This is a genomic window from Heliomarina sp. (genome assembly GCF_052826185.1).
Map to the genome: position 1 here is coordinate 191,943 of NZ_JBRBUI010000017.1, position 18,223 is coordinate 210,165.

Sequence of the window (18,223 nt, forward strand, 5' to 3'; positions counted from 1 at the left end):
ATGAGATTTGTTTTGATGATGGTCCTCCTCTGCGCCGGGATGGCGCAGGCGCAGGAAATTTTACCACATCCCCCGGCCTCGGCGGATGTGGTTTTTCTTGGTGAGGTTCACGATAACCCCCGCCATCACGAGGTTCAGGCCGAACTTGTGGCGCAGATCGCGCCCGATGCGCTGGTGTTCGAAATGCTGACGCCGGAGCAGGCCGCAGCGGTGACCCCTGAAAATCGACAGTCTCAGGCAGATCTCGATACGGCGCTGGGGTGGTCGGAGTCCGGTTGGCCGGATTTCGCGATGTATTACCCGATCTTTGCCGCCGCACCCGATGCGGTTGTGATCGGCGCGGCGGTTCCGCGCGATCGGGCGAGGGCGGCGATGGAGACTGGCATTGCCGAGAGTTTTGGTGCCGGGGCGGAATTATACGGGCTGGCCGCGCCGCTTGCCGGTGATCAGCAGGAGGCGCGCGAAGCCCTGCAAATGACCGCCCATTGCGATGCAATGCCCGAAGATATGCTGCCGGTCATGGTCGACGTCCAGCGGTTGCGGGATGCGGTTCTGGCTCGGGCGGCGGTCGACGCGGTGATGCAGACCGGCGGCAAGGTTGCTGTCATCACCGGCAATGGCCATGCGCGGCTGGACTGGGGCGCGCCGAGCCTGATTGCGCTGGCCCGGCCCGATCTGCATGTGTGGTCGCTGGGACAGGCCGAAGCCGACAATATCTCGGGCAATTTCGATGCGGTCTTGTCGGCAGAGCCCGTAGACCGCGGCGACCCTTGCGCTGAATTCAAGTAAGGCGCTGTCGGGTAACAACTATTCCGCTATGGCAGATCCTGCGCCGGACGCTTATGGTCGGGACGGATCGGAACAAAGGGCACGCCCATGCTGGCCTCGAAAAATATCCTTCTTATCATCGGCGGCGGGATCGCGGCCTATAAGACGCTCGATCTTATACGGCGGTTGCAGGATCGTGGCGCCAGTGTGACGCCAGTGCTGACCAAGGCGAGCGAGGAATTCGTGACCCCGCTTTCGGTTTCTGCGCTGGCCGGACGCAAGGTCTATCGGGACCTGTTCGATCTGACGGACGAGGCCGAGATGGGCCATATCCAGCTGTCGCGCTCCGCCGATCTGGTCGTCGTCGCACCGGCAACGGCAGATATGATGGCCAAGATGGTCTCGGGGCTGGCGAATGACCTGGCCTCGACCCTGCTGATGGCGACGGATACGCCGGTTCTGATTGCACCCGCGATGAATGTTCGCATGTGGCATCACCCGGCGACGCAGCGCAATCTGGCGCAGTTGAAAGCAGACGGTATTTCTGTTGTCGGCCCGGATGAGGGCGGCATGGCCTGCGGCGAATACGGGCTGGGCCGCATGTCGGAAGTGCCTGACATCATTGCGGCTATCGAGGCAAGGCTTTCGGATGGTCCGCTGAAAGGCAAGCGGGTGCTGGTGACCTCGGGGCCGACGCATGAGCCGATTGACCCGGTGCGCTATATCGCGAACCGGTCGTCCGGCGCGCAGGGAACGGCGATTGCCCGGGCGCTGGTGGCGCTGGGGGCCGACGTTGTATTTGTCTCGGGCCCCGCTGACGTGCCGCCACCGGAGGGGGTGGAACTGGTGCGGGTCGAAACCGCGCAGCAAATGTCGGATGCGGTGGATGCGGCGCTGCCCGTCGATGCGGGCGTCTTTGCGGCGGCGGTGGCCGACTGGCGGGTGGCCTCTGCCTCGGATCGCAAGCTGAAGAAGACGCGCGACGGGATGCCGACGCTGGAATTTGCCGAAAATCCCGACATCCTTGCGAGGGTGTCTAAAATGACCAAAGGCCGCCCCGGCCTGGTCGTGGGCTTTGCGGCAGAAACCGACGATGTGGTCGAGCACGCCACCGCAAAACGGGCGCGCAAGAGCTGTGACTGGATCGTGGCGAATGACGTAAGCCCGGCGACGGGGATCATGGGGGGCAGCGAAAACGCCGTCATTCTGATTTCGGACGACGGGGCGGAGGAGTGGCCGCGACTGGGCAAGGCCGAGGTCGCTACACGACTGGCGGCACGGATCGCGGACGCCCTAGGCACTCAGTACAAGGAATAAAGCATTGGTTCAGATCCAGGTAACGCGCGATCCGGATTTCGATGAAACGGTCGCTTTGCCCAGCTATGAAACCGCCGGATCGGCGGGCGCGGACTTGCGCGCGAACTTTCCCACGCGGGGTGAGGTTGTGCTGGCCCCGGGCGAGCGTGTGCTGGTGCCGACGGGCCTACGGGTTGGGATTCCCAAGGGGTATGAGATCCAGATCAGGCCACGCTCGGGTCTTGCGCTGAAACACGGGATAACCCTGCCGAACAGCCCCGGCACCATCGACAGCGATTACCGCGGACCCTTGGGGGTGATCGTGATGAACGCGGGGCAGGAGCCTTTCACCATCGCGCATGGGGATCGCATCGCGCAGATGGTCGTGGCGCCGGTTGTTGTCGCGCAGTTCGATCTGGTCGAAAGCCTTGATGAAACGGTCCGTGGAACGGGTGGTTTCGGGTCGACCGGGCGCGGCTGATGCTGTCCGTTCTACTTCTTGGCGGGGTGCTATTGGGCCTCTGTGAATTGGTCGGGGCACCGAGAAAATGGCGCACAGCGACGCTGGTTGTGCTCTTTGCAACCGTGCTTGCCTTGCAACTGATCCTGCCCGATGGCCATCCCGTGCGGGAAAACACTGGCGAGTCTCCGGTGCTTTGGTTGATTGTTGGCAGCTTCACCGCGATTGCACTTGGTTACGCCCGGTTGGTGCAGATGCTTAAACGGCGTGCAAGGCAAGATGAACCCGATGCGGTAAAGCCGGTGGCGGGGAGCTTTAGCGAGACAGAGCTTGAGCGTTACGCGCGCCACATCGTGTTGCGAGAGCTTGGCGGGCCGGGGCAGAAACGCCTGAAGCAGGCGCGGGTGCTGGTGATCGGTGCCGGGGGCCTGGGCGCGCCTGCCTTGCAGTATCTGGCGGCGGCGGGTGTTGGCACGATTGGCGTGATCGACGATGACGTGGTGGAGAACGCCAACCTGCAACGGCAGGTGATTCATCGCGACGCGGATATCGGGATGCCCAAGGTGTTTTCGGCCGAGGCGGCGATGAAAGCACAGAACCCCGGCGTTGAGGTGCGGCCCTATCACCGGCGGCTGGAAGAGGGGATCGCGGCAGATCTGTTCGCCGATTACGACGTGATCCTTGAGGGCAGCGACAATTTCGAGACGCGATACCTTGCGAACCGGGTGGCAGTTGCTCAGGGCAAGCCGCTGATCTCCGGGGCCTTGTCGCAATGGGAAGGACAGCTGAGTGTGTTCCATCCCAAGGCGGGCGGGCCGTGTTATCAGTGCATTTTCCCCGAGGCACCTGCGCCGGGGCTCGCACCCTCCTGCGCCGAGGCTGGGGTTGTGGGGCCGTTGCCGGGGGTTGTCGGGTCGATGATGGCGGTGGAGACCGTCAAGCAGATCACCGGGGCCGGGCAGGTGTTGCGCGGCGAGATGCTGATCTACGATGCGCTCTATGGCGAGAACCGCAAGATCGCGCTGAAAAAGCGCGCGGATTGTCCCATATGCGGAAGTTCCGAACCGGCCTAACCTGTCGAGAGATTGAACCGGGTCGCGGCCGTAATTAGGTCGCACCCAAAGGAGATCCTGAATGACCAACCCCCTTCTGAGCGACTGGAATACCCCCTTTGAACTGGCCCCGTTCGATGCGATTTCGGACGAGGATTTCGCCCCCGCGCTGGACGAGGCGCTTGCGGCGAACGAGGCCGAGATTGCCGCGATTGCCGGGAATGACGCAGCGCCGACTTTCGCCAATACGATCGAGGCGCTGGAAGCGGCGGGGGACGCGCTCGACAAGGTGCTGTCGGTGTTCTTTACCGTGGCCGGTGCGGACAGCAATCCGAAGCGGGAAGAATTGCAGCGGGAATTCTCGCCCAAGCTATCGGCGCATTTTTCCGAGATTTCGTCGAACAAGGCGCTGTTCCGGCGGGTGGCGGAACTTTGGGAGAAACGCGACGATCTAGATCTTGCCGATGAGCAGGCGCGGGTGCTGATGCTGACCCATCGCGGCTTTGTGCGGTCCGGCGCGGCGCTTGAAGGGGCCGAAGAGGCCCGCATGAAAGAGATCAAGTCCCGGCTGGCAAGTCTGGGTACGGAGTTTACCCAGAACCTGCTGGCGGATGAGCGCGAGTGGTTCATGGAACTGGCTGAGGCCGATCTTGAAGGTCTGCCGCAGTTCGCCGTGGATGCGGCGCGTAGCGCGGGTGAGGAGAAAGGCGCGAAGGGGCCGGTCGTGACCTTGTCACGTTCGATCATCACGCCGTTCCTGCAATTCTCGCCGCGCCGCGATCTGCGTGAAAAAGCCTATGCCGCATGGGCCGCGCGAGGGGCGAACGGGGGCAAGACCGATAACCGGGCAATTGCGGCGGAAATCCTGACGCTTCGGGAAGAACGGGCCAAGCTGCTCGGCTATGATAATTTCGCGGCCTACAAGCTGGAAACCGAGATGGCGAAGACACCGGACAAGGTGCGCGAGCTGCTGATGGCGGTCTGGGGACCGGCCAAGGCACAGGCCGAGGCGGATGCCGAAGTGCTGACGGCGATGATGCGGGCGGATGGGGTGAACGGGACGCTGGAGCCCTGGGACTGGCGCTATTACGCGGAGAAGCGGCGCAAGGCCGAGCATGACCTCGATGAGGCGGCGCTGAAGCCCTATCTGCAGCTTGAACGGATGATCGAGGCGGCCTTTTCCTGTGCCAACCGGTTGTTCGGGCTGGAGTTCAAGCCGCTGGACCTGCCATTGTACCACCCGGATTGCCGGGCCTGGGAGGTGACACGCGAAGGGAAGCACATCGCGGTGTTCATTGGGGATTACTTTGCGCGCGGGTCGAAGCGGTCGGGCGCCTGGTGTTCGGCGATGCGGTCACAGGCGAAATTCCCCGAAGAGCAGCGCCCGGTGGTCATCAATGTGTGCAATTTCGCCAAGGGCGATCCGGCGCTGTTGTCCTATGACGATGCACGCACCCTGTTCCATGAATTCGGTCATGCGCTGCACCAGATGCTGTCGGATGTGACTTATGAGTCGGTCTCGGGCACGTCGGTCGCGCGGGATTTCGTGGAATTGCCGAGCCAGCTTTACGAACACTGGCTGGAAGTGCCGAGCGTGCTGCAGGAATTCGCAACCCATGCGGAAACCGGCGCGCCGATGCCCAAGGCGATGCTGGACAAGGTGCTGGAAGCCGCGAATTTCGATCAGGGGTTCCAGACGGTGGAATATGTTGCTTCGGCGCTTGTCGATCTGGAGTTCCACGATGGCGCGGCACCAGCGGATCCGATGGCGCGGCAGGAAGAGATCCTGACCGGTCTTGGTATGCCCCATGCCATCGGGATGCGCCATGCCACGCCGCATTTCGCGCATGTGTTCTCGGGGGACGGCTATAGCTCGGGCTATTACAGCTATATGTGGTCGGAAGTGATGGATGCGGATGCGTTCGAAGCCTTTGAAGAGGCGGGCGATGCGTTTGATGCGGCGCAGGCGAAAGCGCTGGAAGAGAATATCCTGTCCACCGGCGGGTCGCGTGATGCGGCGGAGCTTTACGTGGCGTTCCGTGGGCGGCTGCCGGGGGTTGAGGCACTTTTGAAAGGGCGCGGTCTGGCGGCATGACTTGGATGCGCCTTTGGCGCGTGCCTCCGGCGGGGATATTTTAAGACCCAAAGAAGGGCGGAATGCTGGATTTAGAAAAGGCCCGGTGTGTTGCCGGGCCTTTTCTTGTTTCAGTAGCCGCGGCTGCGGTCGACCAGATGCAGGAAAGGCTCGCCCGACTCGCCGCGCCGGATGTTTTCCGCGATGACTTCGCTGGCGGTGTCCGGCCGGGTTTCCGATGCGATATGCGGGGTGACCGTGACCTTTGGGTGTGTCCAGTAGGCGTGATCGGCGGGCAGCGGTTCGACCCGGAAGACATCGAGCGTGGCGTGGCCCACCTGCCCCGTATCGAGGGCCGAAAGCAGGGCGGCGTCATCGATCAGCGGGCCGCGACCGGGGTTCAGGATGATGGCACCGCGGGGCAGCATGGCAATGGTTTCCGCGTTCAGTGTGTTTTCGGTTTCCGGCGTGTTGGGCATCAGCAGGATGGTGATTTCGCCATGCGCGAGGGCCTCCTTGAGGCCTTCGGGGCCGTGGTGACAGGTGACGCCGGGCATGGATTTGGCGCTCCGGCTCCACCCTGCGACATTGAAGCCCAGGGACGCGAGCGTTGTGGCGCAGGCCGAGCCGAGCGCGCCGAGGCCCAGCACGGTGACGCGGCGGTTCTTTGCGAGCGGCGGGGCGACGGGGTACCATTCGCCCGGTTTGGCGAGGATGTGCCTGTCCATGCCGAGGTGGTGGCGCAGGGTGTGGCCGGTCACCCATTCGACCATGCCGCTGGTCATGCCGGTGTCGACCATGCGCGCGAGCGGGACGGTGAGGGATTTATTGCCGACGATGCCTTCGACCCCGGCCCAGAGGTTCAGCACTGCCTTGAGGTTCTTGTAGGGGGTGAAGTCCTGCAGCGGGCTGTTGGAGGCATAGACGATGTAATCGACGGCTTCGGGGTCGAATTCATTGCGCAGGTCGAAATTGAGACCAGTGGCTTGCAGGGCTTTCTTCAAGGTCGGCTGGTAGGTTTCCCATTTACCGGGCGTGGCGGCGTAGAGGATATTGACGGGCATATTTTAACGGGATCTCCCTCGGGGACGGTGAATATGGGCGCTTTGGACGAGGCCGAAGGCGACCATGAGGACCAGCATGGCGGAGCCGCCATAGCTGACCATGGGCAGAGGCACGCCGACTACGGGGGCAAGCCCCATGACCATGGACATGTTTACGGCGAAGAACAGGAAGAAGGTGATCGCGACGCCCAGCGTGAGCAGCGAGGAAAAGCGGTCGCGGGTGGCAAGCGCGCTGGCCACGCAGAAGAGGATGATCAGCGCATAGACCGAGAGAAGGGAGATGCCGCCGACAAAGCCGAATTCCTCGGCCAAGGTGGTGAAGATGAAATCGGTATGTTTCTCGGGTAAGAAGTTCAGCCGGCTTTGGGTGCCTTGCATGAAGCCGCGCCCGGTCCAGCCGCCCGAACCGAGCGCGATCTTGGACTGGGTGATGTGATAGCCGGCACCAAGTGGGTCCGATGCCGGGTCGAGGAAAGTGTCGATCCGTCGGTACTGGTAATCCTTGATCAGCTGCCAGGGGGTGCCGCGGCTTTCGAAGACGGCGGTGACGAGGCCGACTCCCGAGGCGATGACGGCGGCGAAATAGGCCCAATGCACACCGGCGAGGAACATCAGCCCGCCGCCTGCGGTGACCAGCAGGATCGAGGTGCCGAGATCGGGCTGACGCAGCACGAGATAGGTTGGAAAAAGGATCATCATCACCGGCACCAACACCCAGAAGGGATGTGAGGTGCGACGGGCGGGCAGCCAGTCGTAATAGGCCGCGAGCAGCATGATCAGCGTGATCTTCATCAGCTCGGAGGGCTGCAGGCGCATGAAACCGACGTCAATCCAGCGCTGGGCGCCCTTACCCTCGATCCCGACGAGTTCCACCGCAATCAGCAGCACCACTGACAACAGGTAGGCAACCACTGACATGTTGCGCCAGAACCAGATCGGGACCATCGCGACGACAAGCATCGCGGTCATGCCAAGCGCGAAACGTTTCATCTGCGGTTCGGCCCATGGCGAGAGCGACCCGCCGGCCACCGAGTAAAGCTGCAGGAAGCCGACGCTGGCGACAGTGATCAGCAGAAGTGTCAGCGGCCAGTTCAGATAGAGAACCTTGCGCAGCCCGGTAGGCGTCGATTTGACGTTATACTCAAGATAGCTCATGCGCGGTCACTCTGGCTGATCTCGCGTTCATCCTGATCGCGCTGAAGTTCTTCCTGCTGCGCCTGAATGCGGTCGCGGTCGCCCGTGGGATAGGCCTCGAGCGGGGGCGTGCCGTCGTAAAGCGCCTGCAGCATCACGTCGCGTACGATAGGCGCCGCTGCGGATGAGCCGCCGCCGCCATGTTCGACGACAACCGCAACCGCGTATTTCGGGTTGTCTGCCGGGGCATAGGCCACGTAGAGCGCGTGGTCGCGTCGTTCCCAAGGCAGGTCGGCGTTGCTGATGACACCGGCGGCGCGTTCCGCCTTGGTGATGTTGCGGACCTGACTGGTGCCGGATTTACCTGCCATGCGCATGGTTTCTTCGATGATGCGCGAGCGATACCCGGTGCCGCGCCGGTCGTTGGCGACAGCGAACATGCCTTTCCGAACCTGCCGGAGGTGGTTTTCGTTCAGACCGAGCGGTTCCGACGAGAGGTTGGGCTGTTCGACGCCGTCGACCGATTTCACCAGCCGTGGCGTGACCTTGCGGCCGGTGGCGATACGTGCGGACATGACCGCCAGTTGCAGCGGCGAGGCAAGGATATAGCCCTGACCGATAGAGGCGTTGGCAGTGTCGCCGATCTGCCAGTTTTGGCCGTAGGTTTCCTGTTTCCACGCCTTGTCGGCGGCGAGACCGCGCGCCACGGCGGACATGGGGATATCATGGCGCACACCGATGCCCAGCTTGCGGGCCATTTCGGCGATGCGGTCGATGCCGACCTTGATTGCCACGTCGTAATAATAGACGTCGCAGCTTTGCTTGAGCGAGTTCAGCAGGTCCATGTGTCCGTGGCCGCCCCGTTTCCAGCAGTGGAACCGGCGGCCCGAGATTTCCATGTGACCGGGGCACCAGACCGTATCGTTGGGGGAAACCGAGCCCGCTTCGAGCGCGGCAAGGGCGGTAACCATCTTGAAGGTCGAGCCGGGCGGATAGACGCCCTGCACCGATTTATTGGCGAGCGGGCGATACTTGTCATCACGCAGGCGACTGTAATCGGCGACCGAGATGCCCTGAACAAAGAGGTTCGGATCGAAGCTTGGCGAGGACACGATGGCGCGCAGGTCGCCTGTCTCGCAGTCGATTACCACGGCGCTGGCGCTTTCACCCTTGAGCCGGGCCTGCGTATAGGCCTGTAGTTCAGCGTCGATCGTTAGCTGGATATCGGCGCCTTCCTGACCTTCTTGCCGATCGAGTTCGCGCATGACGCGGCCCGTGGCATTGACCTCGACCCTTTTGGCGCCCGCCTTGCCGCGCAGGAGGTCCTCTTCCTTGGCTTCGAGACCGACCTTGCCGATGTGAAATCGGGGGATGCGCAGGACCGGTTCCGGATCCTCGATCTTTTCGAGATCGTAATCACTGACCGGGCCGACGTAGCCGACCACATGTGCGAGGTCGGGGCCGCGCGGGTAGACACGGGTCAGGCCGACCTCGGGCGTGATGCCGGGCAGGGCGGGGGCGTTGACCGCGACGCGGCTCAGATCCTCCCACGTGACGCGGTCGGCGAGGGTTATGGGCAGGAAGGGCGGGCTGCGCCGCATTTCTACCATCGCCTGTTCCAACTCGCCCGGGTCAAGCCGGACAAGCTTGGACAGGTTGGCGATGACCTGATCCACGTCGCCTGCATCCTCCCGCACGATGATGAGCCGGTAGCTCTGGACGTTGCGGGCCAGTACCTTGCCGTTGCGATCGAACAGTTCGCCGCGCGTCGGGGCGATCAGGCGGATGTTGATGCGGTTTTCCTCGGCGAGCAGTCGGAACTGGTCGGCCTGATCCACCTGTAGGTGCCGCATCCGCAGGCCAAGCGCGCCGACAAAGGCCAGCTGCAACCCGCCCATCACCGCTGTGCGGCGGGTCAGCTTGCCCTGCGAATGGCCCTGATCCTTGGTTTTGCGTTTCATGCGCGGCCCCCTAGCGTTCCCGCATCACTCGGGGCCGGTCGCCGCACGCCCAGAAGGAATTGGGAAACGAGAACGATGAGCGGATAGATCATCACGGTTAAGATCATCTGTATCAGGCTGGGGGTCAATGCCGGTGGCGGCACCAGCACCAGCCCGAGGATCAGGCGGTTGAGCAGCGTCACGCCCACCACGACGATGCAGACAGCGGCCCATTCGCCGAGGAAACTGGCATCGCTGAGGCCCTGCGTCCGGTATTTCAGATACTCGCCGCCTAGCACCACGAGCAGCGCAAACAGACCCGGCGGGCGCTGGAACATAAGGTCGGCCATCAGCATTACGCCCGCCATCAGCAGCAACGGCACGTAATCCGGGCGGCGCAGCGCCCATGCATAGGTAAAGGCCAGCAGCAGGTCCGGCGGCGCCCAGCGGCGCGGCTGGGTATCGAGCGGTAGCAGGTGAAAGAAGATGATCACCAGCGCCAGCGCCACGTAGGCAATCCGCATCGTCCAGATATGGGGAGTGTTCCGCTCAGCCATCGGCGGGATTTCTCGGCTCGGGCAGCATGAGTGGGTTCGTATCGGTCGAGAGCATTGGTGCAACCACGTCGCCGGGGTTTTCGACCCGCTCGGTGCCGTGATGGCGCAGGACACGCAGGAATTCGAGACGTTCATAATCGGCGGCAAGGCGAACGCGCAGCCGGCCAGACGGGGCGGCGGCGACCTGTCCGATCAGGAGCCCGGCGGGAAAGACGCCACCATCGCCCGAGCTTACCACCCGGTCGCCGGGCCGTACGAGATCGGGGTTCTCAAGAAAATCAACAACCGGCGCGACCGTGTTGTCGCCGCGGATCAGCGCGGTCTGGCCCGAGGGCTGGATCACGGCCGGGATCGAGCTTGCCGCGTCGGTCAGCAGGATCACCCGGCTGGTGGTGTCGCCGGTGCCGGAAATGCGACCGACGAGGCCAATGCCGTCCATTGCCGCCCAGCCATCCATGATGCCGTCGCGCGCGCCGACGTTCAGCAGCACCGACTGGCGGAAAGGCGAGCCTGAATCGGCCATGACGACGCCGGTAACATAGGTCAGGCGCGGGTCGAGACGGACGTTGTTGAGATCGAGCAGGCGGGCGTTTTCCTGTTCAAGCTGCAGCGCCGCCTCTTTCCATGCCTGCATCTGGCGGAGCTCGCTGCGCAATTCGCGGTTCTGCTCTGCCAGACGCCGGTAGCTTTGGAAATTGCGGAACAGGTTGATCGTGCCGGTGACCGGGACCATCGCCCATTCCATGTTGGGCACCACCATTTCCGTTACCTGTGCGCGAAAACGTTCAACGCGCGGGCTGTCGATGCGCCAGACGAGGAAGATCGCGAGCAGGCACAGGCAGACAACGCCGAGCAGCATGCGCCGCAGCGGGCCTACGTAGTCATCGCGTTGTGACCGGTCCTTGGCCAAGTCTCGCCCTTCGTGTCGGTTGCGCCGGGGCAAGCGACCCCTTTGCCTGTAAGCCGGGGCAGGGGAATGCCCTCTGGTCAACGGATCGGGGACGTCTTGGCGCCCCTGAGTTGCGATCCTGATCTTTCACTGACAACCGGCGGGGCCGGGATGTCAGGTGGTGTCAGCTGTCGTAATCGATCGCGTGACGCAGCTGTTTTTCGTATTCCAGCGCCTTGCCGGTGCCAAGCGCCACGCAGTTCAGCGATTCATCGGCGATTGAAACCGCCAGCCCGGTCTGCTCGCGTAGCGCCAGGTCGAGATCGCCGAGCAGCGCACCACCACCGGTGAGCATCACGCCCCGGTCGACGATGTCGGCGGCGAGATCCGGCGGCGTCGCCTCGAGCGCGGCCATCACGGCCTCGCAGATCTGCTGTACTGGTTCGGCCAGCGCTTCGGCCACCTGGGCCTGGCTGATTTCGATTTCCTTCGGCACGCCATTGAGCAGGTCGCGCCCCCGGATCTGGATCGAGCTGCCGCGCCCGTCGTCGGGCATGCGCGCCGTGCCGATCGAGGTTTTGATGCGCTCGGCGGTCGATTCACCGACAAGCAGGTTCTGCTGGCGGCGCAGGTAAGAGATGATCGCCTCGTCCATGCGGTCACCGCCGACGCGGACCGAGCGGGCATAAACGATATCGCCGAGCGAAAGGACCGCCACTTCGGTGGTTCCGCCGCCGATATCCACAACCATGTTGCCGGTCGGGTCGGTGATCGGCATCCCCGCGCCGATCGCGGCGGCGATGGGCTCGGCAATCAGGCCGGCGCGGCGCGCACCTGCCGACAGAACCGACTGGCGGATCGCGCGCTTTTCAACCGGGGTGGCGCCATGCGGGACGCAGACGATGATTTTGGGCTTGGAGAAAGTCGAGCGCTTGTGGACCTTGCGGATGAAGTGCTTGATCATCTCTTCGGCGGTGTCGAAATCGGCGATGACGCCTTCGCGCATGGGGCGGATCGCTTCGATGGAACCGGGGGTACGACCAAGCATCAGCTTGGCGTCCTCGCCTACGGCCAGAACCTTTTTCACACCGTCCTTGACGTGATAGGCGACCACGGAGGGCTCGCTTAGGATGACCCCCCTGCCTTTGACATATACGAGCGTATTCGCAGTGCCGAGGTCGATTGCCATGTCCGACGTGAACAGGCCACCGAATATGTCAAAGATTCCCATGAAGTCTGGATCCTGTAAAAATCTACTGCCTATTGGCCCTCGACTCGTGTGAGACGACAGGCGTGGTTGTTATAGGCTTGGTGAACGATGTGTGAAAGGGTCGTTTCAGCGCTACCTAGCGCCAATCCGCCAAATTTGCGGGGTCTGCTTAGCCAGTGTGCCTATTTCCACGCTGTGAACCTGCGTCGAAGCAAGCGGGTCATAAGACGAGTCTAGAGATATTCATCTGACTTGGGAAGCGGTCGTTTGATGCCGCACCAGCGATTTTCGGGGCGCGATCAGCCGACCGCGCCCCTTTCGTGTCAGGACACGTCCTTGTAGCTGATTTCGCGCTTGTCCTCGCCGGGGGCGGATTTCTCGCGCCGGACGATGAGGCGGTTGAGCGCGTTTACATAGGCCTTGGCCGAAGCGACAACGGTGTCGGTATCCGCCGACTGGCCTGTGACGACGCGGCCGTCTTCCTCCATGCGGACAGAGACCGTTGCCTGCGCGTCGGTGCCTTCGGTAACGGCGTGCACCTGATAGAGCTGCAGCCGCGCGGAATGCGGGAAGAGTGCCTTGACCGCGTTGAATGTCGCATCCACCGGGCCGTCACCGAATTGGGTGGTGGATTGCGGCGCGCCGTCGATGATCATGGTCAGCTCGGCTGTCTGAGGGCCGTGCATGCCGCAGACGACCTTGAGGTCGGTGATCTTGAGGCGGTCGTTCTCGGGGTCTTCGCCCACGCGCATCAATGCGATGAGGTCTTCGTCATAGACCTCTTTCTTGCGGTCGGCGAGTTCCTTGAACCGGACGAAGACGTCCTTGAGCTGGTTGTCCCCGACCTCGAACCCGAGGTTCTTGAGTTTATCGCGCAGCGCGGCGCGGCCCGAGTGCTTGCCCATGACGAGGTTGGATTCCGTCAGGCCCACATCCGCGGGGCGCATGATCTCGAAGGTTTCGACGTTCTTGAGCATGCCGTCCTGATGGATGCCGGATTCATGCGCAAAGGCGTTCTTGCCGACGATGGCCTTGTTGAACTGCACCGGAAAGCCCGACACGGTCGCGACCCGGCGCGAGATGTTCATGATCTTGGTGGTGTCGACGCCGGTGGTCCAGGGCATGATGTCATGGCGGACCCTGAGCGCCATGACGACTTCTTCCAGCGCGGTGTTGCCCGCGCGTTCGCCAAGACCGTTGATGGTGCATTCGATCTGGCGCGCACCGCCCGCCACTGCGGCCAGCGAGTTCGCCGTCGCCATGCCAAGGTCATTGTGGCAGTGCGTGGCAAAGACAACGTCTTCCGCGCCGGGAACTTCGGCGATCAGGCGTTTGATCAGATCGGCGGATTCGGCGGGCGCCGTGTAACCGACGGTGTCGGGAATGTTGATCGTGGTTGCACCGGCCTTGATCGCGATTTCCACGACGCGGGCAAGGTAATCCCATTCGGTCCGGGTGGCATCCATCGGAGACCATTGCACGTTGTCGCAGAGATTGCGTGCATGGGTCACGGTTTCATGGATGCGCTCGGCCATCTGATCCTGCGTGAGGTTCGGGATGGCGCGGTGCAGCGGCGAGGTGCCGATAAAGGTGTGGATGCGCGGTTGGGCGGCGTTCTTGACGGCCTCCCAGCAGCGGTCGATGTCGGGGAATTGCGCGCGGGCAAGGCCGCAGATCACGCTGTTCTTGGAGTTCTGCGCGATTTCGCTGACCGCCTTGAAGTCGCCTTCGGAGGCGATGGGAAACCCGGCCTCGATAATGTCGACGCCCATTTCATCCAGCAGCCCGGCAATTTCGAGCTTCTCTGCGTGGGTCATGGTCGCGCCGGGCGATTGTTCACCGTCACGAAGGGTCGTGTCGAAGATCAGAACGCGATCTTTGTCGGTTGCTTGTGTCATCTGAGTATCTTTCCGTATCTGTCCTAATGCCAATGGCGCGCGGGCTGCCTCCTCTGAGCGGGCGCGCCGGATGGCACGCTCAGAGGCGGGTTAGGATCAGTAGGCCACGCAGGACGGCGCCGCAAAAAGCGGGCAGGGTCGCGATATGTGCGTGTCGTGTCATGGGGGCGATTTATATCGCCATCTTGGTAAATGGAAACCCCCGATTTTCCCGCTGCGCCTACTTTTGGTGGGAACTGCAGAGCCTTGAGAGGCGAAGCTCAGTGCCAAAGGGACTTTCGATAATCCTTTAAGAGTAGTAGTTTTTCCCGCTTGCCGCATTCGGTCAGGGAATGGCGAAGTAATTTTAGTTACAAAATATAATCGAAGGTCTCAATACCTGCGCTAAAAGTGAGACATTAAAATTCTTCTTTTCTGATTTTCTTCGCGCACGGGTGGATTCTTTATATTCGTTAAAGTACCCAATCCGAAAATCAGGGTACTGTTCCGGTTACTCCGGGCAAAAAATGCCCGGGGCAGTCGGTAATGGGTACTAAGGTTCAATTGAATTGAGACAGTCTTGCCTGCAGCTGAACGTCAGCGACCCGGCGGTTATTGTCCTTTTGGTGACCTGCGGTTTTGTCGCCTGGGTGCTTGTCGCGCTTAACCGGTATCCAAACACGCGCGGGCATAAATGGGCGAGGCTAGCGCTTTACGGCTGCTTTTTCTGGCTGATCTGCCCGATGTTCGAAGCGTCGAGCCAAACCTCCGAATGCGCTCAGTTCTGGGGCGAAGCGGCCTGGCCCCCCATCGTCGTGACCATTTCGGCTTGGTCTTTCTTTATCTACGAATACGCGACGCGCAAATCCGTGCCTTTGCTGGTCTGGGTGAAATGTATCCTGATCACGCCAGTTGTGGTGTTCGTCGCTGCGAGTGTTTCCCCGACGGCAGAGCATTTCTATACGTATGTTCGTCCGATCCAATCCGGTGCCGAGCGTGGCTATGAATTCGGACATGGGGCGGTTTTCTACTTTTTCATGGTTTTCATCAATGCCGTGTTGTTTGCGTCGCTGTTCCTTGCGGTACGCGCCGCGCTGAAAGCACCGGTCGTTGTGCGGCGCTTCGTGGAGAAATTGCTGATCGCGACGGCATTTCCCTGGCTGGGGAACGTTGTTTACCTAACGTCGGACGTGACGATCCTGGGGCTTGATCCCACACCGATGCTTATTTCGCTATCGGCCGGGGTGGTCATCTGGCTGATGCTGGACAAACGCTGGATGGACATGAAATCCATCGGGCGGGATTATCTTTATCTCAATTCCCGCGATCCGATCCTGTTCATCACCGATGAAGGCAAGCTTTTGGATGCGAACCCGGATGCAAAACGGGTTTTCCACCTTGAGGGGCTGTCTCGCAGTCAGAGTGTCGTCAATCACCCGCAGCTTGGCACAATGGTGTCACAGCTTGGCGAAAACGGGGATGATGGCGATATGCGCATCATCGAGGCCGGCGGGCGGAAGTTTGCGCCACGTGTGAATCCGCTGGTGCTGCCGCATGTGGGCAAGCGCTTTGGCTGGCTTCTCACCCTGATGGACGTGACCGCACGTGAAGAGGCGGCTGCGAGGACAAGGGCGGCCGATCTTGCCAAGAGCCAGTTTCTTTCGACCATCACGCATGAATTGCGGACGCCTCTGACGGTGATCAAGGGATCGGTCCAGCTGATGTCCCGGATCAAGGACAAGGGGGACGTCGAAAGTTTCGAGCGCCTCCTGACTCTCGCCGAGACCAACGCCGAGACCCTGTCGCGGCTGGTGAACGACTTGCTCGCGGTTCAGAGGTTCGAGAATTCCGAAGAGGACATGAAATTCGACCGGATCGTTCTGGACGATCTGGTCAAACGCGTGGCCGACCGGGTGCAGCAGGAGCGCCGCAGCAAGACTGTCACGATCGAAACGCATCTGCCCGATCTGCCGCTGGCCGTAGAAGGTGAAAAGCAAGCGCTGGAACAGGTCATGGAAAACATCCTTTCCAATGCGATCAAGTTTTCGGGGGACCCTGTAAAGATCGTCGTCACGCTGGACCGCGACGAGGACAATGCCCGGATCCGTGTGAGCGATAATGGTCACGGCATTCCCGAAGGGTCCGAAGAGCAGGTCTTTGGCATGTTCACCCAGCTCGATTCATCGGATACGCGCATGGGCGGCGGTTCGGGGATCGGCATGCATATCAGCCGACGCATCGTCCAACGCCATTCCGGCAGACTTTCATACGAAAGCGTGCTGGGCGAAGGGACGACCTTCACGGTGACGTTGCCACTGGCGGCGAAGTAGCCGTTCAGGATCTTGCTCCGCGTCTTCCGGTTCTGATTTTACGGTGTTGGGCCGGTTCCAGTCTGGGCTTGATGGTGGCCCGACGGGTGACGTGATGCCACTGCCCCGGCCAATTCAGTAAGATCCTCGGCCGTGGCAGATGCTTACCGCTTCAGCCGTCCTGCTTGCTCAGTGCGCCGTTTTCCCATGTGCCCGATGCTTCCTGTCCCGAGGAATAGCGCATCGTGCCCTGACCCTGCCGCTTGCCGTCGACAAAGGTTCCTTCGTAGACATCGCCATTTGCATAGGTCGCGACGCCTTCGCCGTTGATTTCGCCGTCTTCCCAGTTGCCTCGGTAGACAAAACCACCCGTCATGGTGATTGAGCCTTCGCCCTGACGTTTGCCGTTCACGAATTGGCCGGTGTAGACCGAGCCATCGACATAGCTAGCGGTTCCCTGACCGTGCCGCTGCCCGTCCTGCCATTCGCCTTCGTAGCGATAACCGTCGGGGTAGGTCATGACGCCCTGTCCGTGATTGCGAGCGTTCTTGAATTCGCCTTCGTAGACCGTTCCATTGGCGAAATGCGCGATGCCTTCGCCCTCGATTACGCCGGCAACCCAGTCGCCCTCGTAGGTCGAGCCATCGGGATAGGTGATCTTGCCCTTTCCATCGGCGAGGTCCGAGCGGAACTGGCCTTCGTAGACGGAACCGTCGGGGTAGGTGACCTTGCCGTCTCCTTCGATCTGACCGGCAACCCATGAGCCGGTATAGACATAGCCATCGGTGCCCGTGAATGTCCCTTGACCGTTGCGACGGTCATCGACGAATTCGCCCTCGTAGACATCGCCATTGGCATATTCGACGCGGCCCTTGCCCTGACGTCGACCGGCAACCAGTTCGCCTGTGTAGACATCGCCGTTGGGCTGGGTCAGCGTGCCGGTGCCGTCGATCTGGCCGTCTTTCCACGACCCGACATAGGTGAGTCCGTCCGGTAGGGTCAGCTTGCCTTGACCGTTGCGCTCGCCTTCACTTACCTCGCCCTCATAGACCGCGCCATCGGGGTAGGTGATGGTGCCTTCGCCCTGTTTCTGGCCCTTGTCCCAGCCGCCCTTGTATTCATAGCCGCCGGGGCTTTGCATGGTGCCGGTGCCGTGGTGCTGGGCATCGACGAAATCGCCCTCGTAGCGCACGCCGTTGGCATAGATCGCTATGCCCTTCCCGTTGATCTTGCCGTCTTTCCATTCGCCTTCGTAAGTGCCGCCGTCCGAGAGGATGATCTTGCCGATCCCCTCGGGCTTGCCCTTGGCGAATTCGCCTTCATAGACGGACCCGTTGGGAAAATGGGCCGTGCCGACGCCCTTCATTTCGCCATCGACCCATTCGCCGGTGTATTCATAACCGTTGGGAAGCGTGTAGGTGCCGGTGCCGTGCTGCAAACCGTTGCGGAACGTGCCTTCGTAGACCCCGCCGATATCGTCCTGAGTCACCATGACCTCGGAGGATTGAGCGTTGAGAGCGCCTGCCAGAGAAATCGCTACGACCGTGGCGAGTGATAATCTGGTTCGTTTCATAATTTGTCCTGTCAGCCCGT

General features: G+C 61.8%; 14 protein-coding genes. 6 read left to right on the forward strand and 8 right to left on the reverse strand.

All coding sequences use genetic code 11. The features are described 5' to 3' along the window. The 5 genes from ACU0FH_RS06240 (at position 1) to ACU0FH_RS06260 (ending at position 5,671) form a co-directional block, all read left to right on the forward strand. Positions 1-789 carry a ChaN family lipoprotein gene (locus ACU0FH_RS06240; protein ID WP_446193834.1) on the forward strand — a complete coding sequence of 263 codons (789 nt, stop codon included), beginning with the start codon at positions 1-3 and terminating at the stop codon, positions 787-789. A gap of 87 nt (positions 790-876) precedes the next feature. Continuing rightward, on the forward strand, positions 877-2,085 hold the full coding sequence (gene coaBC / locus ACU0FH_RS06245) for a bifunctional phosphopantothenoylcysteine decarboxylase/phosphopantothenate--cysteine ligase CoaBC (RefSeq protein WP_446193835.1): 1,209 nt from the start codon (positions 877-879) through the stop codon (positions 2,083-2,085). A gap of 4 nt (positions 2,086-2,089) precedes the next feature. Then, the gene (gene dut, locus ACU0FH_RS06250) at positions 2,090-2,545 is read left to right on the forward strand and encodes a dUTP diphosphatase (protein ID WP_446193836.1); all 456 of its coding nucleotides are present in this window, start codon (positions 2,090-2,092) and stop codon (positions 2,543-2,545) included. Then, positions 2,545-3,597 (forward strand): HesA/MoeB/ThiF family protein, encoded by a 1,053-nt coding sequence (locus ACU0FH_RS06255; protein WP_446193837.1) that lies wholly within the window; start codon positions 2,545-2,547, stop codon positions 3,595-3,597. Before dut ends, ACU0FH_RS06255 begins: the two co-directional genes overlap by 1 nt. A 61-nt stretch (positions 3,598-3,658) precedes the next feature. Beyond that, a complete protein-coding gene (locus ACU0FH_RS06260) occupies positions 3,659-5,671 on the forward strand; it encodes a M3 family metallopeptidase (protein ID WP_446193838.1) in 2,013 nt (670 codons plus the stop codon). A 110-nt stretch (positions 5,672-5,781) separates the two neighbouring features. Here the strand turns inward: ACU0FH_RS06260 and ACU0FH_RS06265 are convergent, their stop codons facing one another. From ACU0FH_RS06265 to ACU0FH_RS06295, 7 genes are all read right to left on the reverse strand, one after another. Next, positions 5,782-6,714, reverse strand: a complete 933-nt coding sequence (locus ACU0FH_RS06265) for a 2-hydroxyacid dehydrogenase (protein WP_446193839.1) — start codon at positions 6,712-6,714, stop codon at positions 5,782-5,784. Positions 6,715-6,717: 3 nt separating this feature from the next. Then, complete coding sequence (rodA, locus tag ACU0FH_RS06270) at positions 6,718-7,869, reverse strand: rod shape-determining protein RodA (protein ID WP_446193840.1); 1,152 nt, start codon at positions 7,867-7,869, stop codon at positions 6,718-6,720. Next, positions 7,866-9,809, reverse strand: coding sequence for a penicillin-binding protein 2 (gene mrdA, locus ACU0FH_RS06275; RefSeq protein WP_446193841.1), 1,944 nt, complete (start codon positions 9,807-9,809; stop codon positions 7,866-7,868). Before mrdA ends, rodA begins: the two co-directional genes overlap by 4 nt. Next, positions 9,806-10,345, reverse strand: coding sequence for a rod shape-determining protein MreD (locus tag ACU0FH_RS06280; protein WP_446193842.1), 540 nt, complete (start codon positions 10,343-10,345; stop codon positions 9,806-9,808). Before ACU0FH_RS06280 ends, mrdA begins: the two co-directional genes overlap by 4 nt. Next, positions 10,338-11,255: a rod shape-determining protein MreC gene (gene mreC, locus ACU0FH_RS06285; protein WP_088632067.1), complete on the reverse strand. Its 918-nt coding sequence runs from the start codon at positions 11,253-11,255 to the stop codon at positions 10,338-10,340. The genes ACU0FH_RS06280 and mreC overlap by 8 nt, the downstream gene beginning before the upstream one ends. A gap of 163 nt (positions 11,256-11,418) precedes the next feature. Further along, entirely contained in the window at positions 11,419-12,465 is a 1,047-nt protein-coding gene (locus tag ACU0FH_RS06290) for a rod shape-determining protein (protein ID WP_273544985.1), read from the reverse strand. Between the two features lie 302 nt (positions 12,466-12,767). Beyond that, complete coding sequence (locus ACU0FH_RS06295; protein ID WP_446193843.1) at positions 12,768-14,342, reverse strand: 2-isopropylmalate synthase; 1,575 nt, start codon at positions 14,340-14,342, stop codon at positions 12,768-12,770. Positions 14,343-14,890: 548 nt separating this feature from the next. Between ACU0FH_RS06295 and ACU0FH_RS06300 the strand changes: the two genes are divergently transcribed. Next, positions 14,891-16,651 (forward strand): ATP-binding protein, encoded by a 1,761-nt coding sequence (locus ACU0FH_RS06300; RefSeq protein ID WP_446193844.1) that lies wholly within the window; start codon positions 14,891-14,893, stop codon positions 16,649-16,651. 151 nt (positions 16,652-16,802) lie between these two features. Here ACU0FH_RS06300 and ACU0FH_RS06305 read toward each other — a convergent pair whose 3' ends face one another. Then, positions 16,803-18,203 carry an MORN repeat-containing protein gene (locus ACU0FH_RS06305; RefSeq protein ID WP_446193845.1) on the reverse strand — a complete coding sequence of 467 codons (1,401 nt, stop codon included), beginning with the start codon at positions 18,201-18,203 and terminating at the stop codon, positions 16,803-16,805. Between the last annotated feature and the right edge of the window lie 20 nt (positions 18,204-18,223).